Here is a 23520-nt window from a genome sequence, read left to right on the forward strand (position 1 = left end):
TTCAGAAAAAAGAAATTTTAGAGAGTGTCAAGAAAAAATGCTTGACAGCGGAAAAGCTTTGGTATATGATAACACAGGTGATTTGAGATGGATGATTTTTTTAAGCAGACATTGCTATATGATTTTTACGGAGAGCTTCTGACCAGTCACCAGAAAGAGATCTACGAGCAGTCCGTGCTGGAGGATCTGTCCCTTGGCGAGATCGCCCAGGCGGCGGGGATCAGCAGACAGGGAGTCCACGATCTGGTAAAGCGCTGCGACAGGACGCTCCAGGGGTATGAAGACAAGCTTCATCTGGTGGAGAAATTCCTTGCCGTCAGGGAGAAGGTACACCGGATAGGCCAGGTGCTTGACCGGTATGATCCGGAGGACAACAGCCAGCTGGCCCGGGAGATCAGAGAGATAGCAAGAGAGATCATAGACGAATTGTAGTTTGTAATAGAGCAGCAAAGAGGAGTTGGAGAATGGCTTTTGACAGTCTGACAGAAAAACTTCAGAATGTGTTCAGGAACCTGCGGAGCAAGGGACGGCTGACAGAGGACGATGTCAAAGAGGCGATGAAGGAGATCAAGCGGGCTCTCCTGGCCGCTGATGTCAACTTCAAGGTCGTGAAAGGCTTCATTAAGAACGTGCAGGAGAGAGCTATCGGGCAGGATGTGATGAACGGACTGAACCCGGGGCAGATGGTCATCAAGATTGTCAACGAGGAGCTCATCGCTCTCATGGGATCTGAGACCACAGAGATCAAGCTCCAGCCCGGAAGTGCCATCACAGTCATTATGATGGCAGGCCTTCAGGGTGCAGGTAAGACAACCACCACCGCAAAGCTGGCGGGAAAATATAAATTAAAAGGGAAAAAGCCCCTTCTTGTGGCCTGTGACGTATACCGCCCGGCAGCGATCAAACAGCTCCAGGTGAACGGGGAGAAGCAGGGAGTGGAAGTTTTTTCCATGGGTGACAGCCACAGACCGGCGGATATCGCCCGGGCGGCTTTGGAGCACGCCCGCAAGAATGGCAACAATCTTGTGATCCTGGATACGGCGGGCCGTCTTCACATTGATGAGGACATGATGGCAGAGCTCCAGGAGATTAAGGAAACTGTGGAGGTACACCAGACGATCCTGGTGATTGACGCCATGACCGGACAGGACGCGGTGAATGTGGCGGAGGAATTCAACCAGAAGATCGGCATCGACGGTGTCATCGTCACAAAGCTGGACGGCGACACGAGAGGCGGTGCGGCCCTGTCCGTCAAGGCAGTGACCGGCAAGCCGATCCTCTACGTAGGTATGGGAGAGAAGCTGTCAGATCTGGAGCAGTTCTATCCGGACCGCATGGCCTCCCGTATCCTTGGCATGGGTGACGTGCTGACCCTCATCGAGAAGGCGGGCGCTGAGATCGACGAGGAGAAGGCCAAAGAGATGACCCGCAAGATGAAAAAGAACCAGTTCGATTTCGACGACTTCCTGGAGAGCACGAAGCAGATGAAAAAGATGGGCGGGCTCTCCGGTATCATGAGCATGCTTCCCGGCATGGGCGCCATGGGCGGCCTTGGAGGGAAAAAGGGCATGCAGTTAGATGACAGCCAGGCCGAGGAGGCCGAGAAAAAGATGGCGCGGATGGAGGCCATGATCTATTCCATGACTCCCCAGGAGCGCCGGGATCCGGATCTTCTGAATCCTTCAAGGAAGCACCGCATCGCAAAAGGCGCGGGTGTGGACATCAGCGAGGTGAACCGCATGGTCAAGCAGTTTAACGAGATGAAGAAGATGATGAAGATGATTGGAAAAGGTGGTAAAAAGGGAAAATTCAGATTACCTTTTTAACCAGCATGTGCGCGGACAGCGCATGTGCCATATAGATTAATAAATATGTGGAGGTGAAACAAAATGGCAGTAAAGATCAGATTAAAGAGAATGGGACAGAAGAAGGCTCCTTTCTATAGAATTGTTGTAGCTGACTCCAGATCCCCAAGAGATGGCAGGTTCATCGAGGAAATCGGCACTTACGATCCGAATCAGGATCCCAGCGTCTTCAAGGTAGACGAGGAGGCCGCAAAGAGATGGCTGAACAATGGCGCACAGCCTACAGAGGTAGTAGGAAAGATTTTCAAGGCAGCAGGCATTGAAAAATAATTCCGGGAGGTGCGCAGTATGAAGGAACTAGTGGAAGTCATCGTCAAGGCACTTGTAGATGATCCCGAGAGCGTTGTTGTGACAGAGAAGGAAGAAGGCCGTACAACCGTTGTGGAAGTGAAGGTGGCTGACTCAGATATGGGAAAGGTCATCGGCAAGCAGGGGCGTATCGCCAAGGCAATCCGCGCTGTCGTGAAAGCAGCAGCCTCAAAAGAAGATAAGAAAGTGGTAGTAGATATCGCTGGCTAAGAAAACAAGCGGGTCCGGGAAGGGACGAAAAAGACAGTTTGTCGGGACCTTCCTGAACCCGCTTTGATTTAACTTATAATTTTAGCTATCGACGAGAGGAAAAAACAGGAGAAGGAAAATGGAAAAACAACTGCAGGCAGGTGTCATCACCTCCACCCACGGTATCCGGGGCGAGGTGAAGGTGTTCCCCACCACAGACGACGCACAGTATTTCAGAGAGCTGAAAAAAGTATATCTTGACACAGGAAAGGAACAGATCCCTCTGGAGATCGAACATGTGAAATTTTTCAAACAGTTCGCCATCCTGAAATTCAAGGGGATCGATAACATAAACGACATAGAAAAATACAAGGGAAAAAGTCTCATGATCGACAGGGAGGACGCCTCTCCCCTGGGGGAGGACGAGTACTATATCGGCGATATGATCGGCATGGACGTCTACACCGACGAGCCGGCGGAGCACTTCGGCGTTCTTAAGGACGTGCTGGAGACCGGGGCCAACGACGTGTACATCATCGACTCTGACCGCCACGGGGAGGTTCTCATCCCGGCTATCCGCCAGTGCATCCTCAGCGTTGACACAGAAAAAAATGAAATGTACATTCATCTGATGGAGGGACTTCTGCCATGATGCACTTTCATATTATGACGCTTTTCCCGGACATGGTGATGTCCGGCCTTGGCACCAGCATTACAGGCCGGGCCATCGCAAACGGCCTTCTCTCCATAGAGGCTGTCAACATCCGGGACTATGCCTTCAACAAACACAACAGCGTGGACGACTATCCCTACGGCGGAGGCGCCGGCATGCTGATGCAGGCGGAGCCGGTGTACCTGGCCTACAGGGCCATTGAGGAACAGATCGAGAGGCGCAGGGCGGAAAGCGAAGGAGGCCAGGACGGCCGGCCCTGCGCTGCGCAGGGCGGCGCAAAGACAAGGGTCATTTATCTCTCCCCCCAGGGGCAGACCTTCAATCAGGAGATGGCCCAGGAGCTGGCCCGGGAGGAGGACCTGGTGCTCCTCTGCGGCCACTATGAGGGCATCGATGAGAGGGTGCTGGAGGAGATCGTGACAGACTACGTCTCCATCGGGGATTACGTGCTCACCGGCGGGGAGCTGCCCGCCATGGTCATGGTGGACACTATCTCCCGCCTTGTGCCGGGAGTCCTCCACAATGACGTGTCCGCGGAATTCGAGAGCTTCCAGGACAATCTTCTGGAGTATCCCCAGTATTCCCGCCCGGAGGTGTGGCATGACAAGCAGGTGCCTCCCATCCTTCTGTCCGGACACCACGCCAATATCGAGAAGTGGCGGCGGGAGCAGTCTGTCATCCGCACGGCTATGAGGCGTCCGGATCTCCTTGCGAAGGCGGAGCTGACGGAAGCGGAGAGACGGCTGGCGGAGGGGATCCTGGAGAAGAAAGAGATTTCTGGAGATGAGAGAGCTTAAGGGAACACTTGAGGAAAATCTAAGCAATTGCGGGAAAATTCCGAAAAATAGTTGCGAAAGGCAGTGGAAAATGCTATTATAATTGCAATTATATAATATAAACAACTATTACATCATATTGAGACAATGCGCAATGGAGTGTTATGGGCAGTTGTCGGTTCGAAGAGTTCCGTCAGAGGGACTCTTTTCTTTTTTTGTGGACATCCGGCGCTGTTACGCTTACGTCATTGATCTCAGGAAAGACGGGTGAGAGAGGATCATGGGCACAACAGCGGCCGAGATTAAAAAGAGAGCAGAGGAGCTTCGCGGGCAGATCACAGCAGACAGGAGGCATCTCCATCAGATACCGGAGATCGGGATGGATCTGCCAGGGACAGCGGACTACATCAGGAGACGCCTGGATGAGATGGGAATACCGTGGAAGAACTGCGGCGGGGATCTCCCGGAGAAGGTGACAAAGGATTTTGTGGAGGCGGGATTTCCCCGGATGGAGAGAGCAGTGGGGATCACAGCTGTCATCGGACACGGAAGCCCCTGTATTCTGCTGCGGGCGGACATGGATGCCCTCCCCATACGGGAGGACAATGATCTGGATTTTAAGTCTGAGAACGGCTGGGGGCACATGTGCGGCCACGACAGCCACGTTGCCATGCTCCTGGGGGCGGCCCAGATCCTGAAGGAGAGGGAGGACTCTTTAAAAGGCACGGTCAAGCTGGTATTCCAGCCCGGCGAGGAGACAGGAGCCGGGGCAAGAGTCCTGGTGGAGAACGGCCTTCTGGAAAATCCGAAGGTCGACGCCGCCTTTGGCATTCACGTCCAGTCTGTCACTAAGACCGGAGAGCTGGGGTATGCGGTGGGCGTCAACTCCGCTTCCCTGGACACCTTTATCGTGAAGATCAAGGGCAGCGGCGGACACAGCTCCCAGCCACAGCTGTGTATTGACCCGCTGATGATCATGAACCAGATCTACCAGGCTGTCAATCTACTGGCCACAAGGGAGGCAGATCCGGCGGCTACAGTGGCCCTGACCTGCGGCGTGGCGAAGGGAGGAACAGCCGTCAACATCATCCCCGACGAGGCAGAGCTTCACATCGGCGTGCGGACCCTGGATGTACAGGCGGCAGAGCATCTGACAAAGCGCATCCCGGAGCTCATTGATCACTATGTGAAGGCCTGGAGAGGGGACTATGACATGACTGTGTTCCATACGCCCTGCACCTACAGCGACGAGAAGCTGTGCAGGGAGCTTGTCCCCTTCGCGGAGGAGATCCTTGGAAGAGAGAATGTCAGTCAGATCCCGCCCATGACCGGGACGGAGGACTTTGGATACATTACAAAGGAGGTGCCGGGCATGTTCGCCTTTATCGGGGCCGGACAGCCGGGAAACGCGCCCCTACACAATCCCCACATGGTGCTGGACGAGGATGTGCTCCCTCTGGGAGCTGCCCTTCACGCCTACACAGCCATCTCATGGCTGGACCTGCAGGGGTAGAAAGCCGGCCTCCAGGGCGTAAAAAGCGAATATCATCATAGAGAAGTATCATCATAAAGAGAAAGAGAGTGAAGAAAATGGACAAGAAAACATCCAGGAGCAAAGGGTTCCATATGCCCCATGTATTTATCATCCTGCTGCTCATCATGTTGTTCGTGGTGGCGCTGTCCTACATCATCCCAAGCGGAAGCTACGAGCGGATCACAGACGAGGCAACGGGCATATCAGTGGTGGATCCGGACACATTCCAGTACGTGGAAAATGAAAATCCCATCACATTTATGAACTATTTTGAGGCGGTGTACAACGGCTTTGTCAACGGAGCCACTATCATGGGTACTCTGTTCATCAGCTCCGGCGTGATCTATCTTCTGGAGGTCAGCGGAGCCTTCGGAGCCGGGATCGGCGCTATCCTGAAACGGACAAAGGGCAGGGAATTCTCTGTTGTATGGATTTTCTACACGATCTTTGTCATTTTCGGCGTCCTGGGCTACGGGGAGGCCGCCTACCCCTTTTACCCGCTGGCAGTGAGCATCGGGTTTGCCCTGGGATATGACAGGATCGTAGGCACCGGGCTGGCCATCGTGGGGAGCACAGTGGGATTTACCTCCGGGCTCATGAACATGTTTACCACCGGTGTCTCCCAGCAGATCGTAGGACTTCCCATGTTTTCCGGAATCGGCTACCGGGCGGTGGGCCTGGCGGTATTTTATCTGATCGGCCTTGTGGGACTCTACAATTACTGCCGGAAAATACGGAAGGATCCGGCAAAAAGCATTGTGAGTGAAGAGTACATGAATCAGAAGGCGGAAGAGCAGGTGGCCCACACAGAGGAGATGACGGGCAGGAGAGTGCTTGGACTTCTGGCATTTCTTATTGTCATTGTCATTCAGGGCTACGGCTGCATCAGGCTGGGATGGTCCTTTGCCCAGATTGCGGCCCTGTATGTGATGTTCGGCATTGTGCTGACTGCCATCTTCCGGTTCAGCCCAAGCGAGGCCTGCCAGCTCTTCTGCAAAGGAGCTACCAGAGTCTTCGCGGCGGCCTTCGCCGTGGGCCTGGCCCAGTCTGTAGTCGTGCTCATGAACCAGGCCTGCATTATGGACACCATCGTGCACGCCATGGCGGAATTCCTGCAGAACAAGAGCGCGATCCTGGCGCTGCTGATCGTATTTGTGTTTGTGACCCTGTTTAACTTCCTGGTCGTATCGGGAAGCGGAAAGGCGGTCATCATCATGCCGATCCTTCAGCCCCTTGGAAAGATCCTGCACATCAACCAGCAGGTGCTTGTGCTCACCTACCAGTACGGCGATGGCATCACCAACAGCTTCTGGCCGGGGAGCTCCCTTGTCCAGCTGTCCATGTGCGGCGTGGACTACGGCTCCTGGATCAGGTTCTGCTGGAAGATTTATCTGTCGTTTATTGTGAGCGCCTTTATCCTGATCATGATCGCTTACGGTATCGGCTACGGCCCGTTCTGAGTAAAAGAGTGTGAAACAGCGGAAATTTTCCTTGCAATTCTTCTGTGCATATGCTATGATAAAATGCGTTGTGAGAAGATAGAGATGGTCCTCTGATACGCTTCCGCGCTGAGGCGGGAATAGAGAAATGTATTAAGAACGTCCGAATAACAAGGAGGTCACACAATGAACGATATCATTAAGAACATTGAAGCTGAGCAGCTCAAAGAGAACGCGCCTGAGTTCAGAGTAGGCGACACCGTAAAGGTTTACGGAAAGATCAAAGAGGGAAACCGTGAAAGAATCCAGGTTTTTGAGGGAACAGTCCTGAAAAAACAGGGTGGAAGCACAAGAGCAACATTTACTGTGAGAAAGAATTCCAACGGAGTAGGTGTTGAGAAGACATGGCCGCTCCATTCTCCTAACGTAGAGAAGGTTGAGGTTGTCCGCAGAGGTAAAGTGAGACGCGCAAAACTGAACTACTTAAGAGACCGCGTAGGAAAAGCAGCCAAGGTAAAAGAATTAGTAAAATAAGAAAACAAAGAGGAAGGGACAAATACATACAGTATCTTGTCCCTTTTATGCTATACAGGGAATTCTGACAGGAAAAGAATTATGAGAGGATTAAAATTCAGAAGAAGACGGCGCAGAAGAAATAAATTTCGCATAGAGATGCTCAGGCCGGTGGCTGTGTGGGCGGGCAAGATTGCCATTGTGTGCCTGTTTGCCTTTGTCTTCGTGTGGTATTTCGGGCAGAGAGTGGCCGTGGTGGGAGATTCCATGAACCCGATCCTGAACAACGGGGACATAGCGCTTGTAAACCGGATCGTATATGATGCCACAGCGCCCAAAAGGGGAGACATTATTGTCTTTAAGCCAAAGGGAAATGAGAATTCCCACTACTATATCAAGCGGATCATTGGGCTCCCCGGCGAGAAGGTGCAGATCCTGGAGGGCGAGATCTACATTGACGGAGAGAAGCTTGAGGAGGACTACGGAGTCAGCGAGATCACGGATCCCGGCATTGCGGCGGAGGAGATCGAGCTGGAGGGAAATGAGTTCTTTGTACTGGGAGACGACCGGGAGAACAGCGAGGACAGCCGCATGGCGGATGTGGGCAATGTGAAGCGTTCCTATATATATGGGAAGGCCTGGTTTGTCATCTCGCCCTGGGAGAACTTTGGGTTTGTGCGCTCCTGAGGACACAATTTTTCAGAGCACACGTTTTCAATCATTGTTTTTAATTAATAAGGAGGAAACACATGCATTTTCAGTGGTATCCCGGCCATATGACAAAGGCCAAGCGGATGATGCAGGAAAATATAAAGCTGATCGATCTGGTGATCGAGCTGACAGACGCCCGGATCCCGGTGAGCAGCCGGAACCCGGATATCGACGATCTGGGGAAGAACAAAGCCAGACTGATCCTTCTGAACAAGGCGGACCTGGCGGAGGAAAAGTGGAATGACGCCTGGATGGAGTATTTCCAGGCAAAGGGCTTTTCCTGTGTCAAGGTCAACTCCAAAAAGGGAGGCGGGGTAAAGAGCATCCATGCTGTCATCCAGGAGGCCTGCAAGGAGAAGATCGAGAGAGACCGGAAGAGAGGAATCCTGAACAGGCCGGTGCGCGCCATGGTGGTGGGCATTCCCAATGTGGGCAAATCCACCTTTATCAACGCCCTGGCCGGGAAGGCCTGCGCCAAGACGGGAAACAAGCCCGGCGTGACAAAGGGAAAGCAGTGGATACGGCTCAACAGGAATGTGGAGCTTCTGGATACCCCGGGTATCCTCTGGCCGAAGTTCGAGGATCAGTCTGTGGGAATGAAGCTGGCCTTTATCGGTTCTATCAAGGATGAGCTCCTGCAGAGAACAGAGCTTGCCGCGGAGTTTGTGAAGTTCATGCAGCGGCATTACCCCGGCGTCCTGGCGGAGAAGTACGAGACCAGCGAGGAGGGGGAGGCCTATGCTGTCCTGGAGGGGATAGCAAGGAGCCGCCACTGCCTTGTGCGGGGGAACGAGCTGGATCTGGAGAAGGCGTCCGCCCTGCTCCTGGATGATTTTCGGGACGGCAGGCTGGGCAGGCTGACACTGGAATATCCGGATCAGATATGATAGAATTTTATTTGATAGTAAAAAGAAGGCAGGATGAATAGAAAATGGCAAGACGCAGACGAGAGAAAGAACACGGCATATTCCGGGAGCTCCTGGGATGGCTTGTATATATACTGATCATTATAGGGCTGAGCTATCTGATCATCACCTATGTGGGACAGAGGACCATGGTCAGCGGACAGTCCATGGAGCCCACCCTGAGCAACGGCGACAATCTGATCGTGGATAAGATCTCCTACCGGTTCCGGGATCCTCAGAGATACGATATCATTGTATTCCCGTATAAATACGAGGAGGATACCTACTATATCAAGAGGATCATCGGCATGCCCGGCGAGACGATCCAGGTCATCGGCGGCTATGTCTATATCAACGGGGAGCTGCTGGAGAGCGATATCTACGGGGCGGAGCCTATGGAGAGCGGACAGCTTGCGGATCAGCCCATCACCCTGGGAGATGACGAGTACTTTGTGCTGGGAGATAACCGGAACCACAGCTCTGACAGCCGTGATCCCAGCGTTGGGGTGCTCAAAAGGAGCGACCTTCTGGGCCGGGCCTGGGTGCGCATCTATCCATTTGACAAGATAGGATTTATCAGGCATGAATAAACGGGAAGAAGAAAAGAAGAGAAGACAGGAAGAGAGGCTGAAAAAGGAGCTGGCCCGGCTGGAGGCCATGAGCGTGTACGAGAGGGAGTATGCTGCCTGCGGCGCCATCTGCGGCATCGACGAGGCCGGCCGTGGCCCTCTGGCAGGTCCGGTGGTGGCGGGAGCTGTCATCCTTCCGAAGGATGAGCAGATTTTGTATGTAAATGACTCCAAGAAGCTGTCGGAGAAAAAGCGTGAGCTACTCTACGATGAGATCACGGAGCGGGCCCTGGCCGTGGGCGTGGGGATTGTGGGACCGGAGCAGATCGATGAGATCAATATCCTCCAGGCAACCTACGAGGCCATGCGCCTGGCAGTGGGACAGCTGGAGATGCGGCCGGATATTCTGTTGAACGACGCAGTCACCATACCGGGAATAGACATTCAGCAGGTGCCTATCGTCAAGGGAGATGCCAAGAGCGTCTCCATCGCGGCGGCCAGCATCATCGCCAAGGTCACCAGGGACAGGCTGATGCGGGAGTACGACCAGGTTTTTCCGGAGTACGACTTTGCCTCCAACAAGGGGTATGGCACGAAGAGCCACATTGAGGCGCTGAAGGCTCTCGGCCCCACACCCATACACAGGAGGACATTTATCCAGCACTTTGTGCAGTGACGGAGACGACAGGCTGACGTGAGGACAATATGGGAGCAGGCATGCCGGCAGAAGGCGGATGACAGGACAGATATCAGGACAGAAGCAGGACAACAGAAGGCAGACCGGAGCGGTCTATGAGAGGAAGGCGGGAGCCTATCTGGAAAGGCAGGGCTATGAGATCCTGCAGTACAATTACAGATGCCGGGCGGGAGAGATCGACATCGTGGCCCGGGACGGCTCTTTTCTTGTCTTCTGCGAGGTGAAATACAGGAAGACAGCAGGCAAGGGCTGGGCTGTCGAGGCCGTGACGCCCGGAAAGCAGAGGACCATCTCAAGGTGCGCCCTCTTTTATCTGATGGAGCATCATCTGACAGGCGCCTCCTGCCGCTTTGATGTGGTGGGCATTGACGGCGCGTCGGAGAGGATTACGCTGATCAAGGGCGCCTTTGACTATGAGGAGTGAAGACATGGGAATTGGGTTAAAATACAAAGATGAGAGGCACATATTTGACGAGAGGGAAAAGGACGGTGTCCCCTATCTCTCCTTTCCTCTTCTGGAGCAGACGGGGATCGTGAACCAGGGATTTTCCACCAGGCTGGGGGGAGTCAGCCAGGGCGGCTGCGCTTCCATGAATATCAGCACCCACAGAGGAGACGCCCCGGCGGCTGTGGAGGAGAACCGAAGGAGGATCGCCTCCGCCGTCGGTGTGGACCCGGAGAAGATGGTCTACACCTGCCAGACCCACACAACCAATGCGGCTCTTGTTACCGGGGAGGATGCGGGGAAAAGCCTGCCGGAGACGGACGGCATGATCACCCGGACACCGGGGCTGTGCCTGGTCACCTTCTATGCGGACTGTGTCCCCCTCTATTTTGTGGATCCGGTCAGAAAAGCCGTGGGGCTTTCCCACTCCGGCTGGAGAGGGACTGTCGGCGACATGGCCGGCGTGACCGTGGGAATGATGGGGGAGGTGTTCGGGAGCCGGCCGGAGGATATCATTGCCGCCGTAGGCCCCTCCATCTGTCAGGACTGCTACGAGGTCAGCGAGGATGTGGTCAGCCAGTTCAGGGAGAGTTATCCAGCAGAGGAGTGGGAAGAGCTGTTTTACCAGAAGGAGGAGCAGAGGAAGAAGGGCAAATACCAGCTTGACCTCTGGAGGGCCAATGAGCTCAATCTTCTGAGGGCAGGCCTTCTGCCGGAGCACATTGCCGTGACCAACCTCTGCACCTGCTGTAATCCCGGTCTTCTGTTTTCCCACAGAGTGACCGGCTGGAACAGAGGAAACCTGAGCGCGTTTCTGGCTCTGAAGGAATAGATCTGAAGAAGTAGACCTGTTTACATCATAAGGAGGAAAATATCTGTGAATACAGACGAGATAGCTGAGACAACCCAGGAGACAGTGGAGAATGTCAATTTGCTGCTTCAGTTTATAGAGGACCATATCCCGGATATGATCGGATTTGGGTTCAAGATCCTCTTTGCGGTCATTTTGCTCATTGTCGGGAAATATATCATAGGGGCTGTCCGCAGGCTGACGGCAAAGGCCTTTGCCCGCTCCAACGCGGACACGGGAGTGAGTCAGTTTACGGACTCCATCATCAAGTACGGCCTGTATACAGTGCTGGTCATCCTTGTGGTGACCAGCTTTGGAGTCAACCTTTCCTCCATCACGGCGATCCTGGCAGCCGCCGGTGTAGCCGTCAGCCTGGCGCTGCAGGATGTGATCTCCAACTTTGCGGGCGGGGTTCTGATCCTGACACTGAAGCCCTTTGCTGTGGGTGACTATATTATAGAGGACAACAATAAAAATGAGGGGACTGTCAAGGAGATCCAGCTGTTCCACACAAAACTGACCACGGTGGACAACAAGACCATTGTGATCCCCAACGGGATGCTGACCAACAACAGTCTCACCAACGTGACCGCCAAGGATGAGCGGCAGCTTGACCTGCGGATCGACATTTCCTATGAGTCAGATCTGCGGAAAGCAAAGGGGATACTGGAGGACATGCTGAAAAGTACGCCCGGTATACTGAGGGACATGGAGACATCCGTCTTTGTGGACTCCCTTGGCACGAGCAGCGTGGTCCTTGGGATCCGGGCCTGGACCAGAATGGAAGATTACTGGCCTGTAAGGTGGAAGCTGCTGGAGGACATTAAGCTGACCTTTGACGAGGAGGGAATCAATATCCCCTACACCCAGATCACTGTGCACAGCGCCGGAAAAGAGTAAAGGAGATGGCCGCTGAAAATCGCTGACGAAGAGGCCGCAAAAGAAGAGGGGGAAGAAGATGCCAACGAGAAAAGAGATGAAGCGAAGGGCCAGAAGAGCCCTGAAAAGACATTATATCATGTATGTGGCGATTTGCCTGATCGCAGCCTATACAGGATCGGAGTTTGCCTCCTCCCTGGATGCGCTGGACGTAACGCCGTCTGCGGGCTATTACGAGACAGAGACCCGTCTGGAGAGCCCGTCAGGGATTAACGAGGGCTTTGCGGACGTGATGTTCGATCTTCTGGAGGGGGACGAGGAGGATGGCAGGACCTTGTCCGAGGAGATCAAGGCGGAGGAGATTGAAGAGTCTAAAAGCGGAAACCCGGCCTTGGGGAGAACAAGAGGTGTACTCGCCGGCCTTGTGAACAATGTGACGTCGGGCTCTATCGTGGTCAGTATGCTGGCAGCTCTCCACTCCCTGACAGGCTCAGAAAATCTTGCCATATTGATCCTTATCCTTCTGGGGACGGCCGTCCTTTTCTCCATGTGGTTTTTCTTTGTAAATATATTCAAGGTGATCTCAAGGAGAGTATTTCTGGAGGGGCGTATTTACGAGAAGGTTCCTTTTCAGCGGATGCTGTTTCTTCTGCGGGTGAAGAAATGGACCAAGGTGAGCTGTACCATGTTCCTTGTCTCTCTGTACCAGATGCTCTGGAGCCTGACCATCGTGGGAGGAGTCATCAAATATTTTTCCTATTATCTCGTCCCCTACATCGCTGCGGAAAATCCGGATATCTCTCCCAGAGAGGCCATCAATCTGTCCCGCAGGCTGATGAAGGGGCGCAAGTGGGAGTGCTTTGTGTTTGAAGTGTCCTTTTTCCCCTGGCTTCTTTTGGGCGTTGTTACACTGGGACTTACAGAGGTGCTGTATTCCAATCCCTACAGGGCTGCTGCCTTCAGTGAGTACTACGCCGACATTCGGGCAGAGGCAAAGAAGGCTCATATGAAGGGCAGTGAGCTTCTGAATGACACCTATCTGTATGAGATGCCGGAAGATGAGCTGATCTATCTTGCCTACGAGGATGTCATCTCCGCACTGATCCGGGGGCCAAAGGATGTCCTGAAGCTGTCCGGCGTGAGGAAATTTTTCGCGGATTACCTGGGCGTGCTGCTCACCAACTCAAAGAAGGAAAAAGAGTACGAGCAGATGCAGGCCCGTCTGGTAAAGATGGAGCTTTTGAAGGATGCCGTGGACAGGAAGGCGTATCCCAGCAGGCTTTCCGCAGTCCCGGAGGTGGAGAAGAGAAAGAGGATCGAGACGATCCATTATCTCAGGCATTATTCCATCTGGTCCATTATCCTTCTATTCTTTATCTTCTCCGTGATCGGGTGGACCTGGGAGGTCAGCCTCCATCTGGTGACGGACGGCGAATTTGTCAACAGAGGTGTGCTACACGGGCCCTGGCTTCCCATCTACGGAGCCGGCGGCGTGCTGATTTTGATGCTGCTCAACAGGCTGAGAAAACGCCCGGTGCTGGAGTTCGTCGGCATTGTCGTCCTCTGTGGCTGTGTGGAGTATACGACCTCCCTCGTCCTCGAGATTCTTCACGACGGGGAGAGATGGTGGGATTACAGTGGATATTTTCTGAACCTGAACGGGAGGATCTGCGCGGAGGGACTGCTCGTGTTCGGCATAGGAGGCATAGCTATCGTATACATGCTGGCGCCTCTGCTTGACAACCAGATCCAGCGCATACGCTCCTGGATCCTGATCCCCCTGTGCCTGATGCTTCTGACAGGGTTTGCGGTAGACAATATCTACTCGGCTCAGTATCCAAACAGCGGAAAAGGAATTACAGATTATGAGGAGAAAGCAGCGTGCTCGCAGTATATTTATCCCCCCTATACATACTTGTAAATGCTTATATTTTCTGGAGGCTGATACAGTGGCTCACAGCGTGCTGCGGCGGCTTTAAAAGGCTGCCGGCGCGCATTGGCGCAGGTATTGTGTATCTGTTCTTTGCCACCTCCCTGCTGGTGGGATTTCTCCTGCCGGCAGGAGGTGCCCAGCGGTTCTTTAAGTCCGTGGGCAACTACTGGCTGGGCGTGCTTTTGTACACAGTCCTTGTGCTGGCCGCAGTGGAGCTGATCCGTCTCTTTGCCTGGCTTGCGGGGCGCCGCCGGAGGAGAGGAAAGCAGCCGGCGGAAGAGAATATGGAAGGAAAAGCGCATGTCTCGGCCCCGGCCCCGGACCGGGGAAGGCGGTCGGCCGCGGGAGGCGCGGCCCTTCTCCTCATTGCGGCCCTGTCTGTGTGGGGCGCAGTGAACGCCAGGATCATCCACACCACGGACTACCAGGTGTCTGTGGACAAGAGGGCAGGAGAGCTGGAGGAGCTGAAGGTGGTGCTGACAGCGGACCTGCATCTGGGCTACAATATCGGCTGCAGGCAGATGGAGGACATGGTGGAGAAGATCAACCGGGAAAATCCCGACCTGGTGGTCATTGCAGGGGATATCTTTGACAATGAGTACGAGGCCCTGGATGACCCGGACAGGCTGGAGGAGATCCTCGGCGGCATCTCCTCCAGGTACGGCGTCTACGCCTGCTACGGGAACCACGATATACAGGAGAAGATACTGGCCGGCTTTACCTTTGGCGGCAAGGGCGGGAAAAAAGAGAGCGATCCCAGGATGGATGATTTTCTTGAGAAGGCGGGTATCACTCTTCTCCAGGATGAGGGCGTGCTCATCGACGACAGCTTCTATCTCTTTGGCAGGGCGGACGCTGGGAAGCCGGGGAGAGGGATCACAGTCCGGAAGACGCCGGAGGAGATCACGGCTGACATGGATCTGACTAAGCCCGTCCTTGTGCTGGATCACGAGCCAAAGGAGCTCCAGGAGCTGGCGGACGCAGGTGTTGATGTGGATCTGGGCGGGCACACCCACGATGGACAGATGTTTCCCGGCAACATTGTCATGAAGTTTCTGTGGGAAAATCCCTGCGGCTATCTGAAGAAGGATCAGATGCACAGCATCGTCACCTCCGGCGCGGGGCTCTTTGGCCCCAATATGCGGGTGGGGACAAAGGCGGAGATCTGCGTGGTGGATATCCGTTTTGAGGGGGAGTAGAGGAACCGCGGAAAAGAGCGGGGAATTTGTGCGGAAAATAGTGAAAAAACTTCTTGCATTTCGGCGGAAATACGATATAATATTAGTTGTGGCTTTCGCAAAAAGCTGCTAAGCCGGAATAGCTCAGTCGGTAGAGCACTTCACTCGTAATGAAGGGGTCGTCAGTTCGAGTCTGATTTCCGGCTTTTATAGAGAAGGAGGAACCTTTTGGGCTCCTCCTTTTCGTTTTATATTTTGCTTTTTATGCCGGACCCACTACAATGCGGCCCTCCCTGGCAAACCCTACAGGAAGACAGCACAGCTCGGCAGTGGCGCAGAATTTGTCTGCGCAGCTAATGATCCACGCCTCCCTGCTCGTGGGAAGGGGGCCCAGCGGGAACATGTGTGACAGGATCGCCAGACGTTCCTTCTCAGAGATCTCAAACCGTTCCTGGCTGTTTCTTGCGGCCACCTTCGGGTGGTAAAATGCCTGGAATTCCTTGACCGGTTTGGGATCGCTGAATTTATAGAGAAAGAAATCATGGAGGAGACCGGCCCTTGCGGCCACCCGCTCGTCACATCCAAGCCTCCTGGCCATTTTCCAGGAAATGTAAGATACGTTCAGGCTGTGGATCAGCCGTGTCGTCTTCAGGTGCTGGATATATCCCGACAGCTTTCGAAACTCCTCGTCCTCCAGAATATCTCTGACGATCTCCACATACTCTGAGGAAATATCCTCCGTAACCTTAATGTCCATCGGCACTCACTCACTTTCTTTTTATATGGGCATTTTTCTGCTCTTACTTTCTATATAGCTTTCAAAATGAAAAAAGTCAATGAAATTAATGAAAAAATAAGGAAGAATATGTTAGAATAGTAGGGCAGGATTTCAGGAAGGAGAAAAGGAATATGAAACTTACGATACTTGGAACCGGAAATGCGGCAGTTACGGAAGTCTACAACACATGCTTTGCATTTTCAGACGGAGACAGACATTTCCTGGTGGACGCAGGCGGCGGAAACCAGATTTTAAAGAGACTGAAGGATGCGGGGATCCCACTGAAGGACATTCACGACATCTTTATCACACACGAGCATATTGACCATCTTCTTGGGCTGATCTGGCTTGTGCGTATGATCGGACAGAATATGAACAAGGGAAAATACGAGGGAGATCTGCGGATTTACTGTCATGCTGATCTGATCCCGGTGATCAAGACCATCACAGACCTCACCATCCAGAAAAAGGTGACAAAGCACATCGGGGAGCGCATCCAGCTCATCCCCGTGGAGCATGGTGAGACGAGGGAGATCATAGGCTGTCCGGTGACATTTTTCGACATCTACTCCACAAAGGCGAAGCAGTATGGGTTTACGATCATGCTGCCGGGCGGCGTGAAGTTTACCTGTGCGGGAGACGAGCCCTACAATGAGAAGGACTACGAGTTTGTGAAGGGCAGCGACTGGCTCATGCACGAGGCCTTCTGCCTGTACAGCGAGGCGGACGAGTTCGGCCCCTATGAAAAGCACCACAGCACAGTGAAGGAGGCCTGTCAGACAGCTGAGGAGCTTCAGATTCCGAACCTGATCCTCTACCACACAGAGGACAAGAATATTGCCAGGAGAAAAGAGCTCTACACAAACGAGGGAAAAGAATTTTACCACGGCAGCCTGTACGTGCCGGACGATATGGAGACCTTTGAGATCTAGGAAGATATAAGGAAAGGGAGGGACGGCTATGCCGGTTACAAGACAGATGATCTTTCCTCTTGCCTTTTATAAAAAGTCCAAATTCAACGGCAGCAAGGGAAAGCTGAACTACCGGATCGAGAAGGTGTTCGGAGATGAAAAGGATGAATTCCTCCTGACAGTCTGGAAGGGGCCCTTCTGCTATGACGCCACGAAGGAGGAGAAGACCACCTACAGGTATCCCTTCAGCGATGAGGGGCTGGACGCCATCGTAGAGCAGCTGAACAAGCTGCCCACAGCAGAATAGAGATCAGAGGAAATAATGGATATGTAAGGCAGCCTGCGTTTTCGGACGCGGCTGCTTTTTTGCTGTCTACTCCCGCCGGGAACTGCCGTCAAACATCCGCCTGCGGTAGAGCCGCTCGAGAAGATTGATGACAGCGTAGAGGAGCATGGCCATGAGGCACAGGAGCACGATGGACATCAGGAGCCAGTCGAGCTTGAACGTCTGGCTGGCGTAGATGATGAGATACCCAAGTCCCTGCCTTGCAGCCAGGAATTCCCCGATGATGACCCCTACCAGGCAGAGCCCGATGTTCACCTTCATTGTGCTGATGAGAGCGGGGATGGAACTGGGGATGACCGCCTTTGTGAGGGCCTGGAGCCGGGTGCCGCGGAGGGTATAGATCAGTTTGATCTTCTCCGGCTCCACGGTGCGGAAGGCTGTGTACAGGTTCAGGATGCTGCCGAAGATGGCCACGGACATGCCGGCCACAATGATGGTAGTAGTGGTGGCTCCCAGCCAGACAATGAGGAGAGGGGCCAGGGCGGATTTTGGCAGGCTGTTCAGCACCACCATGTAGGGGTCCAGTATCTCCGAGAGCTTCGGGCATAGCCACAGGGCAACTGCCATCAGAACACTGATGGCAATGACCAGAAGAAAGCTGACGATAGTCTCGTACAGAGTCACCCCGATGTGGAGGAAGATACTGCCGTCCCGTGCCATTTCCAGAAAGCAGACGGCGATCTTTGAAGGGCTGCTGAAGATGAAGGAGTCAATGACCCCTTTGTCTGCGCAGAGCTCCCACAGGCAGAAGAAGCCGATGAGGATCGCGAGCCTGGACAGGATTACGGTCAGGCGGTGCTTTTTTTGACGGTTCAGATAGTGCAGCTGAGCTGCAGATAGTTCATTCATTGCTGTTCAGTTCCTTCCAGATTAGATTGAAATAGGTCTTGAACTCCGGGGCGGCCCGGCGGTTCAGGGGTGTATCGTTTTCAAGGTCAAAGATAAGAGGCAGCGTCTGCCGGATGGTGGCGGGTCTCGGGCTCAGGATGATGACCCGGTCAGCCAGCGACACGGCCTCAGACAGGTCGTGAGTCACCAGGATGGCTGTCTTTTTTTCTTTGCGGATGATCTGTCCTATGTCATCGCTGACCCGGAGCCTTGTCTGGTAGTCGAGAGCAGAGAAGGGCTCGTCGAGGAGCAGAATATCCGGCTCCAGCACCAAGGTCCGGACAAGAGCCGCCCGTTGGCGCATGCCGCCGGAGAGCTGGGAGGGCCTGGCGTTCTCGAACTGGGACAGGCCGTAGGTGTCCAGGAGCTCGTGGGCCTTCTGCCGGGACTTGGTGGTCAGCATGTGCTGTACCTCCAGGCCCAGGATGACATTATTGTAGATTGTCCGCCACTCAAAGAGCTGGTCGTGCTGCAGCATGTAGCCGATATTGGTGGTGCTCTCCCTGAGTTCCTTTCCGCGCACCCGAATCCGTCCCTTCTCCGGTGTGAGCAGCCCGCAGATGAGTGACAGCAGGGTGGATTTGCCGCAGCCGGAGGGACCTACGATGGCAACAAATTCTCCCTCCTTCATTCCAAATGAGATATCTGAGAGTGCAGAGGTCTCTCCATCCATAGTATGATAGGAATAGTAAATATGTTTCAGCTCTAAAATTTCTTCCATGAGAACCTCCCGATATAAATTCCTGAAGCACAGTGAGTATATATTAGTTTATGCCCCGTATCTTAAAGGGTGCTTGCATATGGTGTGAAAATGCCATATACTAGTTACCGGCAATAGATGAATTCGTAAGATGAGGAGGCAGACAGCATGCATACAGATAATGTGCAAAAAGGGAAAAAGATCGTAATCATCGGAGCGGGACATGTGGGCTCCCACTGCGCGCTCAGCCTGGTATATACAGGGGAGGCGGATGAGATTGTTCTTATTGATATAGACAGGGCCAAGGCAGAGGGCCAGGCCAAGGATATCAGCGACGCGGCCGCTGGGCTTGGAAATGCGGTAAAGGTCTATGCGGGAGACTATGCGGACGCGGCAGACGCGGATGTCATGATTATGGCCGCCGGGCGCAGCCGCCGTCCGGGAGAGACAAGACTGGACATGCTGGACGACTCTGTCCGCATGATACAGGATATCATCCCAGGTATTAAGAAGAGCGGCTTTCACGGATTTTTTATCAGCATCTCCAACCCGGCGGATGTGATCTGCGAATATATAAGAAGGGCTGTTGGATTTGACAGGACCAGGGCCTTCTCCACAGGGACCAGTCTGGATACATTCCGACTCTATAAATATATTTCCCAGGCCACAGGCTACAGCACCCAGTCCATCCAGGGCTTCTGCATGGGCGAGCACGGGGACTCCCATGTGCCTGTGTACTCAAGGGTGACGCTGAACGGGAAATCCTTTTTCGAGCTGAGAGAGGAGAGGCCGGACACCATCGGGAAGATCGATCTGGAGCAGATGGAAAAGGATATCAAATGGGAGGGCTTTGCTGAGGTGGAAGGTAAGGGCTGCACAGAGTTTGGCATAGCGGCCGTGGCCTCCAAGCTGGTGAAAGCCATTTTCCATGACCAGAAGCTGATCTGGCCGGTTTCCGTGGCCCTGGAAGGGGAGTACGGCGAGGAAAATGTGGCGGCAGGCGTCCCCTGCGTGATCGGAAAGAACGGCGTGGAGGAGATAGTGAAAGTGGAGCTTACAGCGGATGAGGCGGAAAGATTTCACCAGTCCTGTGGTGTGATCCGCTCCTTCCTGGACAGAGCTGCGGAAGTGAGGTAGCGGGATGGCTGTCAATTATCAGAGAGAGCTGGACCAGCTCCTTGGAAGGCTCCAGGAGGAGAAGCGGGTGCCTGCCCTTCTTCTCCACAGCTGCTGCGCTCCCTGCAGCAGCTATGTGCTGGAGTATCTGAGCAGATATTTTGAGATCACTGTGTTCTACTACAATCCCAATATTTTCCCTGAGAGTGAGTATACGAAGCGGATACTGGAACAGCAGACGCTGATCAGCGAGATGGAGACAGAGCATCCGGTGGCCTTCCTGGCGGGATGCTACGATAAAGAAAAGTTTTACGAGATGGCCAGAGGACTGGAGCATGTAAAAGAGGGTGGCGAACGGTGCATGCGGTGCTATGAGCTGCGGCTTCGGGAGTCGGCCCGGATGGCCAGGGAGGGAGGCTTTGACTATTTCACCACCACCCTCAGCATCAGCCCCATGAAAAACGCGGCAAAGCTGAATGAGATCGGAGAGCGTCTGGGGGAGGAGTATGGAGTGAAATATCTCCTCTCGGACTTCAAGAAAAAGAACGGGTACAAGCGCTCTACAGAGCTCTCGAAGGAATACGGACTGTACAGACAGGATTACTGCGGGTGCGAATTTTCCCTAAGAGAGGCCCAAAAACGCAGAAACCAACAGATTTAGTTGTGTTTTTCGGTAGAAGTATGCTAAACTATAGCGTATATATAACATTTTATAAATATTTATACAAATTTATACGAAAGAAAGGGGATCGAAAATGGCACAGTTATGGGGCGGACGCTTCACCAAGGAGACGGATCAGCTCGTATATAATTTCAATGCCTCTATTTCCTTTGACAAAAGGCTGTACGCCCAGGATATAAGAGGAAGCATTGCTCATGTAATGATGCTTGCAAAGCAGGGAATACTGACAGACGCGGACAAGGAGAAGATCGTGGAAGGTCTGGAGGGTATCCTGGATGACATAGAGAAGGGAAGACTGGAAATCTCGGATAAATATGAGGACATTCACAGCTTTGTGGAGGCGGTGCTCACAGAGAGGATCGGAGAGCCGGGAAAGAAGCTGCACACTGGCAGGAGCAGGAATGACCAGGTGGCGCTGGACATGAAGCTCTACACGAGAGATGAGGTGCACCTCATCGACAATCTTTTAAAGGAGCTACTGTTTGCCATCCTGAATATCATGGAGGAGCACACGGAGACTATCATGCCCGGATTTACCCATCTGCAGAAGGCACAGCCCATCACTCTGGCCCATCACATGGGGGCCTACTTTGAGATGTTCAAAAGGGACCATGAGAGAATGCATGACATTTACCACAGGATGAACACCTGCCCTCTGGGATCAGGCGCCCTGGCCGGGACAACCTATCCCCTGGACCGGGATTACACGGCAAAGCTCCTTGGATTTGACGGCCCCACGCTGAACAGCATGGACGGCGTGTCAGACCGGGATTACCTTATTGAGCTGCTGGCAGCCCTGGCTACGGTGATGATGCACCTGAGCCGTTTCTCCGAGGAGATCATCATCTGGAACTCCAATGAATATCAGTTTGTGGAGCTGGACGACGCCTACAGTACGGGCAGCAGTATTATGCCTCAGAAGAAAAATCCGGACATTGCGGAGCTTGTCCGGGGCAAGACAGGGCGGGTATACGGCGCTCTCATGTCCCTTCTTACGTCCATGAAGGGAATTCCGCTGGCGTACAACAAAGATATGCAGGAGGACAAGGAGCCGGCCTTCGACGCCATCGACACAGCAAAGGGGTGTATCTCTCTTTTCACAGGCATGCTTCGGACCATCCGGTTCAACAAGGACCGTATGGAGGCCAGCGCACGGCACGGATTTACTAATGCCACAGACGCGGCAGACTATCTGGTGGGCAAGGGAGTGCCCTTCCGGGATGCCCACGGTATTGTGGGACAGCTGGTGCTCTACTGTATCGACAAGGGCATTGCCCTGGACGACATGACGCTGGAGGAGTACAGGGAGATCTCCCCTGTGTTCCAGGAGGACATCTACGACGCCATCAGCATTGACACCTGTGTCAACAAGCGGGTGACTACTGGAGCCCCAGGTAAGAAGGCTATGGAAGAAGTGATCGGCATATATAAGAAATATATGCGGGAGTACTCATAATCATAAAAGGAAAAAGGAGAACAGAAAAATGGAGAAAAAACTGAGAGTTGGTATTTTAGGTGCGACAGGCATGGTGGGACAGCGTTTTATCGCTCTTCTGGAGAACCATCCCTGGTTTGAGGTAGTGACAGTGGCGGCAAGCCCCAGGTCAGCGGGCAAGACCTACGAGGAGGCGGTGGGAGGCCGCTGGAAGATGGATACTCCCATGCCGGAGGCAGTGAAAAAGCTGGTAGTCCTCAACGTAAACGAGGTGGAGAAGGTGGCCTCCACAGTGGATTTCGTGTTCAGCGCAGTGGACATGACAAAGGAGGAGATCAAGGCCATCGAGGAGGCCTACGCAAAGACAGAGACCCCGGTTGTCTCCAACAACAGCGCCCACCGCTGGACGCCGGACGTGCCCATGGTCGTGCCGGAGATCAATGCGGAGCATTTTGGGGTCATCAAAGATCAGAAAAAGCGTCTTGGAACGCAGAGAGGCTTCATCGCTGTGAAGCCGAACTGCTCCATCCAGAGCTATGCCCCCTGCCTGGCTGCCTGGAAGGAATTCGGACCCAAGGAGCTGGTGGTGACTACATACCAGGCTATCTCCGGAGCTGGAAAGACCTTTAAGGACTGGCCGGAGATGGAGGGCAATATCATCCCCTACATCGGCGGCGAGGAGGAGAAGAGCGAGAAGGAGCCCCTGCGTGTTCTCGGCAAGGTGGAGAACGGCCAGATCGTTATGGCAGATTCCCCGAAGATCACCTGCCAGTGTGTGCGCGTGCCGGTTCTCAACGGCCACACAGCGGCTGTGTTCATCAATTTTGAGAAAAAGCCCTCCAAGGAGGAGCTGATCGAGAAGCTGGTGACATTTAAGGGATTCCCACAGGAGGCGGAGCTTCCCAGCGCGCCGAAGCAGTTTATCCAGTATCTGGAGGAGGAGAACCGTCCCCAGGTAACTCTGGATGTAAACTACGAGAATGGTATGGGTGTCTCCATTGGCCGTCTGAGAGAGGACAGCATCTACGACTACAAATTCATCGGCCTGTCTCACAACACAGTCCGGGGAGCGGCGGGAGGAGCTGTGCTCTGCGCCGAGGCCCTGACGGCTAAGGGATATATCCAGGCAAAATAAAAGAGGATAAAAGTAGAAGAGAATAGAAAAAACAAAAAATGCCCTCCTGCGGCAGGTATGAGCC

General features: G+C 53.7%; 27 protein-coding genes and 1 tRNA gene. 25 read left to right on the forward strand and 3 right to left on the reverse strand.

What is annotated here, in order from left to right; genetic code table 11:
- Window positions 1-87: 87 nt before the first annotated feature.
- The 19 genes from ylxM to NI21_RS0106570 all read left to right on the forward strand — a co-directional run bounded on the left by ylxM (window position 88) and on the right by NI21_RS0106570 (window position 15671).
- Window positions 88-432: a YlxM family DNA-binding protein gene (gene ylxM / locus NI21_RS0106480; protein WP_033125419.1), complete on the forward strand. Its 345-nt coding sequence runs from the start codon at window positions 88-90 to the stop codon at window positions 430-432.
- 32 nt (window positions 433-464) lie between these two features.
- Window positions 465-1826, forward strand: coding sequence for a signal recognition particle protein (ffh, locus tag NI21_RS0106485; protein WP_033125420.1), 1362 nt, complete (start codon window positions 465-467; stop codon window positions 1824-1826).
- Window positions 1827-1889: 63 nt separating this feature from the next.
- A complete protein-coding gene (gene rpsP, locus NI21_RS0106490) occupies window positions 1890-2135 on the forward strand; it encodes a 30S ribosomal protein S16 (RefSeq protein ID WP_033125421.1) in 246 nt (81 codons plus the stop codon).
- Window positions 2136-2153: 18 nt separating this feature from the next.
- Window positions 2154-2384 (forward strand): KH domain-containing protein, encoded by a 231-nt coding sequence (locus NI21_RS0106495; protein ID WP_033125422.1) that lies wholly within the window; start codon window positions 2154-2156, stop codon window positions 2382-2384.
- 118 nt (window positions 2385-2502) lie between these two features.
- Window positions 2503-3015: a ribosome maturation factor RimM gene (gene rimM, locus NI21_RS0106500; RefSeq protein ID WP_033125423.1), complete on the forward strand. Its 513-nt coding sequence runs from the start codon at window positions 2503-2505 to the stop codon at window positions 3013-3015.
- Window positions 3015-3833 carry a tRNA (guanosine(37)-N1)-methyltransferase TrmD gene (gene trmD / locus NI21_RS0106505; protein ID WP_033125581.1) on the forward strand — a complete coding sequence of 273 codons (819 nt, stop codon included), beginning with the start codon at window positions 3015-3017 and terminating at the stop codon, window positions 3831-3833. The genes rimM and trmD overlap by 1 nt, the downstream gene beginning before the upstream one ends.
- 259 nt (window positions 3834-4092) lie before the next feature.
- Window positions 4093-5325, forward strand: a complete 1233-nt coding sequence (locus tag NI21_RS0106510; RefSeq protein ID WP_033125424.1) for a M20 family metallopeptidase — start codon at window positions 4093-4095, stop codon at window positions 5323-5325.
- 77 nt (window positions 5326-5402) lie between these two features.
- Window positions 5403-6806, forward strand: a complete 1404-nt coding sequence (locus NI21_RS0106515) for a YfcC family protein (protein ID WP_033125425.1) — start codon at window positions 5403-5405, stop codon at window positions 6804-6806.
- A 165-nt stretch (window positions 6807-6971) separates the two neighbouring features.
- Window positions 6972-7319, forward strand: a complete 348-nt coding sequence (rplS, locus tag NI21_RS0106520) for a 50S ribosomal protein L19 (protein ID WP_033125426.1) — start codon at window positions 6972-6974, stop codon at window positions 7317-7319.
- 81 nt (window positions 7320-7400) lie between these two features.
- Window positions 7401-7985, forward strand: a complete 585-nt coding sequence (gene lepB, locus NI21_RS0106525) for a signal peptidase I (RefSeq protein ID WP_033125427.1) — start codon at window positions 7401-7403, stop codon at window positions 7983-7985.
- 62 nt (window positions 7986-8047) lie between these two features.
- Window positions 8048-8896: a ribosome biogenesis GTPase YlqF gene (gene ylqF, locus NI21_RS0106530; protein ID WP_033125428.1), complete on the forward strand. Its 849-nt coding sequence runs from the start codon at window positions 8048-8050 to the stop codon at window positions 8894-8896.
- A gap of 44 nt (window positions 8897-8940) precedes the next feature.
- Window positions 8941-9504, forward strand: coding sequence for a signal peptidase I (gene lepB, locus NI21_RS0106535; RefSeq protein ID WP_033125429.1), 564 nt, complete (start codon window positions 8941-8943; stop codon window positions 9502-9504).
- On the forward strand, window positions 9497-10159 hold the full coding sequence (locus tag NI21_RS0106540; RefSeq protein WP_033125430.1) for a ribonuclease HII: 663 nt from the start codon (window positions 9497-9499) through the stop codon (window positions 10157-10159). The genes lepB (NI21_RS0106535) and NI21_RS0106540 overlap by 8 nt, the downstream gene beginning before the upstream one ends.
- A 58-nt stretch (window positions 10160-10217) precedes the next feature.
- Window positions 10218-10604 carry a YraN family protein gene (locus NI21_RS0106545; RefSeq protein WP_033125431.1) on the forward strand — a complete coding sequence of 129 codons (387 nt, stop codon included), beginning with the start codon at window positions 10218-10220 and terminating at the stop codon, window positions 10602-10604.
- 4 nt (window positions 10605-10608) lie between these two features.
- On the forward strand, window positions 10609-11457 hold the full coding sequence (pgeF, locus tag NI21_RS0106550; RefSeq protein ID WP_033125432.1) for a peptidoglycan editing factor PgeF: 849 nt from the start codon (window positions 10609-10611) through the stop codon (window positions 11455-11457).
- Between the two features lie 45 nt (window positions 11458-11502).
- Window positions 11503-12375 carry a mechanosensitive ion channel family protein gene (locus NI21_RS0106555; RefSeq protein WP_052083989.1) on the forward strand — a complete coding sequence of 291 codons (873 nt, stop codon included), beginning with the start codon at window positions 11503-11505 and terminating at the stop codon, window positions 12373-12375.
- Window positions 12376-12433: 58 nt separating this feature from the next.
- Complete coding sequence (locus NI21_RS0106560) at window positions 12434-14275, forward strand: DUF975 family protein (RefSeq protein ID WP_033125434.1); 1842 nt, start codon at window positions 12434-12436, stop codon at window positions 14273-14275.
- The gene (locus NI21_RS0106565) at window positions 14236-15486 is read left to right on the forward strand and encodes a metallophosphoesterase (protein WP_033125435.1); all 1251 of its coding nucleotides are present in this window, start codon (window positions 14236-14238) and stop codon (window positions 15484-15486) included. Before NI21_RS0106560 ends, NI21_RS0106565 begins: the two co-directional genes overlap by 40 nt.
- Before the next feature lie 112 nt (window positions 15487-15598).
- A tRNA-Thr gene (locus NI21_RS0106570) sits at window positions 15599-15671 on the forward strand.
- Window positions 15672-15727: 56 nt separating this feature from the next.
- On the opposite strand, the gene NI21_RS0106575 is transcribed toward NI21_RS0106570, so the two are convergent.
- On the reverse strand, window positions 15728-16222 hold the full coding sequence (locus NI21_RS0106575) for an HD domain-containing protein (protein ID WP_033125436.1): 495 nt from the start codon (window positions 16220-16222) through the stop codon (window positions 15728-15730).
- Between the two features lie 152 nt (window positions 16223-16374).
- On the opposite strand from NI21_RS0106575, the gene NI21_RS0106580 reads away from it, so the two are divergent.
- Window positions 16375-17175 carry an MBL fold metallo-hydrolase gene (locus tag NI21_RS0106580; RefSeq protein WP_033125437.1) on the forward strand — a complete coding sequence of 267 codons (801 nt, stop codon included), beginning with the start codon at window positions 16375-16377 and terminating at the stop codon, window positions 17173-17175.
- Window positions 17176-17203: 28 nt separating this feature from the next.
- Window positions 17204-17461 (forward strand): hypothetical protein, encoded by a 258-nt coding sequence (locus NI21_RS0106585; RefSeq protein WP_033125438.1) that lies wholly within the window; start codon window positions 17204-17206, stop codon window positions 17459-17461.
- Window positions 17462-17527: 66 nt separating this feature from the next.
- On the opposite strand, the gene NI21_RS0106590 is transcribed toward NI21_RS0106585, so the two are convergent.
- Both NI21_RS0106590 and NI21_RS0106595 read right to left on the reverse strand, forming a co-directional pair.
- Window positions 17528-18349, reverse strand: coding sequence for an ABC transporter permease (locus NI21_RS0106590; protein ID WP_033125439.1), 822 nt, complete (start codon window positions 18347-18349; stop codon window positions 17528-17530).
- Complete coding sequence (locus tag NI21_RS0106595) at window positions 18342-19109, reverse strand: ABC transporter ATP-binding protein (protein ID WP_033125440.1); 768 nt, start codon at window positions 19107-19109, stop codon at window positions 18342-18344. Before NI21_RS0106595 ends, NI21_RS0106590 begins: the two co-directional genes overlap by 8 nt.
- A gap of 147 nt (window positions 19110-19256) precedes the next feature.
- Between NI21_RS0106595 and NI21_RS0106600 the strand changes: the two genes are divergently transcribed.
- From NI21_RS0106600 to asd, 4 genes are all read left to right on the forward strand, one after another.
- Window positions 19257-20225, forward strand: coding sequence for an L-lactate dehydrogenase (locus NI21_RS0106600; protein WP_033125441.1), 969 nt, complete (start codon window positions 19257-19259; stop codon window positions 20223-20225).
- A gap of 4 nt (window positions 20226-20229) precedes the next feature.
- Window positions 20230-20865 (forward strand): epoxyqueuosine reductase QueH, encoded by a 636-nt coding sequence (locus tag NI21_RS0106605; protein ID WP_033125442.1) that lies wholly within the window; start codon window positions 20230-20232, stop codon window positions 20863-20865.
- Window positions 20866-20959: 94 nt separating this feature from the next.
- Window positions 20960-22342, forward strand: coding sequence for an argininosuccinate lyase (gene argH / locus NI21_RS0106610; RefSeq protein ID WP_033125443.1), 1383 nt, complete (start codon window positions 20960-20962; stop codon window positions 22340-22342).
- Between the two features lie 28 nt (window positions 22343-22370).
- Window positions 22371-23456 (forward strand): aspartate-semialdehyde dehydrogenase, encoded by a 1086-nt coding sequence (gene asd / locus NI21_RS0106615; protein ID WP_033125444.1) that lies wholly within the window; start codon window positions 22371-22373, stop codon window positions 23454-23456.
- Window positions 23457-23520 lie beyond the last annotated feature (64 nt).

The organism is Eubacterium sp. ER2, assembly GCF_000765215.1.
GTDB classification, from domain to species: Bacteria; Bacillota; Clostridia; order Lachnospirales; family Lachnospiraceae; genus Claveliimonas; species Claveliimonas intestinigallinarum.

Bases quoted from the DNA above. Each gene is read 5' to 3' on its own strand.
- NI21_RS0106575 (WP_033125436.1), bottom strand. From the start codon at position 16,222: ATGGACATTAAGGTTACGGAGGATATTTCCTCAGAGTATGTGGAGATC.
- NI21_RS0106540 (WP_033125430.1), top strand. From the start codon at position 9,497: ATGAATAAACGGGAAGAAGAAAAGAAGAGAAGACAGGAAGAGAGGCTG.
- asd (WP_033125444.1), top strand. From the start codon at position 22,371: ATGGAGAAAAAACTGAGAGTTGGTATTTTAGGTGCGACAGGCATGGTG.
- argH (WP_033125443.1), top strand. From the start codon at position 20,960: ATGGCACAGTTATGGGGCGGACGCTTCACCAAGGAGACGGATCAGCTC.
- rplS (WP_033125426.1), top strand. From the start codon at position 6,972: ATGAACGATATCATTAAGAACATTGAAGCTGAGCAGCTCAAAGAGAAC.
- NI21_RS0106560 (WP_033125434.1), top strand. From the start codon at position 12,434: ATGCCAACGAGAAAAGAGATGAAGCGAAGGGCCAGAAGAGCCCTGAAA.
- rpsP (WP_033125421.1), top strand. From the start codon at position 1,890: ATGGCAGTAAAGATCAGATTAAAGAGAATGGGACAGAAGAAGGCTCCT.
- NI21_RS0106510 (WP_033125424.1), top strand. From the start codon at position 4,093: ATGGGCACAACAGCGGCCGAGATTAAAAAGAGAGCAGAGGAGCTTCGC.
- NI21_RS0106595 (WP_033125440.1), bottom strand. From the start codon at position 19,109: ATGGAAGAAATTTTAGAGCTGAAACATATTTACTATTCCTATCATACT.
- NI21_RS0106545 (WP_033125431.1), top strand. From the start codon at position 10,218: ATGACAGGACAGATATCAGGACAGAAGCAGGACAACAGAAGGCAGACC.
- NI21_RS0106585 (WP_033125438.1), top strand. From the start codon at position 17,204: ATGCCGGTTACAAGACAGATGATCTTTCCTCTTGCCTTTTATAAAAAG.
- NI21_RS0106580 (WP_033125437.1), top strand. From the start codon at position 16,375: ATGAAACTTACGATACTTGGAACCGGAAATGCGGCAGTTACGGAAGTC.
- NI21_RS0106605 (WP_033125442.1), top strand. From the start codon at position 20,230: ATGGCTGTCAATTATCAGAGAGAGCTGGACCAGCTCCTTGGAAGGCTC.
- ylxM (WP_033125419.1), top strand. From the start codon at position 88: ATGGATGATTTTTTTAAGCAGACATTGCTATATGATTTTTACGGAGAG.
- lepB (WP_033125427.1), top strand. From the start codon at position 7,401: ATGAGAGGATTAAAATTCAGAAGAAGACGGCGCAGAAGAAATAAATTT.
- lepB (WP_033125429.1), top strand. From the start codon at position 8,941: ATGGCAAGACGCAGACGAGAGAAAGAACACGGCATATTCCGGGAGCTC.
- ylqF (WP_033125428.1), top strand. From the start codon at position 8,048: ATGCATTTTCAGTGGTATCCCGGCCATATGACAAAGGCCAAGCGGATG.
- NI21_RS0106600 (WP_033125441.1), top strand. From the start codon at position 19,257: ATGCATACAGATAATGTGCAAAAAGGGAAAAAGATCGTAATCATCGGA.
- rimM (WP_033125423.1), top strand. From the start codon at position 2,503: ATGGAAAAACAACTGCAGGCAGGTGTCATCACCTCCACCCACGGTATC.
- NI21_RS0106590 (WP_033125439.1), bottom strand. From the start codon at position 18,349: ATGAATGAACTATCTGCAGCTCAGCTGCACTATCTGAACCGTCAAAAA.
- pgeF (WP_033125432.1), top strand. From the start codon at position 10,609: ATGGGAATTGGGTTAAAATACAAAGATGAGAGGCACATATTTGACGAG.
- ffh (WP_033125420.1), top strand. From the start codon at position 465: ATGGCTTTTGACAGTCTGACAGAAAAACTTCAGAATGTGTTCAGGAAC.
- NI21_RS0106515 (WP_033125425.1), top strand. From the start codon at position 5,403: ATGGACAAGAAAACATCCAGGAGCAAAGGGTTCCATATGCCCCATGTA.
- NI21_RS0106495 (WP_033125422.1), top strand. From the start codon at position 2,154: ATGAAGGAACTAGTGGAAGTCATCGTCAAGGCACTTGTAGATGATCCC.
- trmD (WP_033125581.1), top strand. From the start codon at position 3,015: ATGCACTTTCATATTATGACGCTTTTCCCGGACATGGTGATGTCCGGC.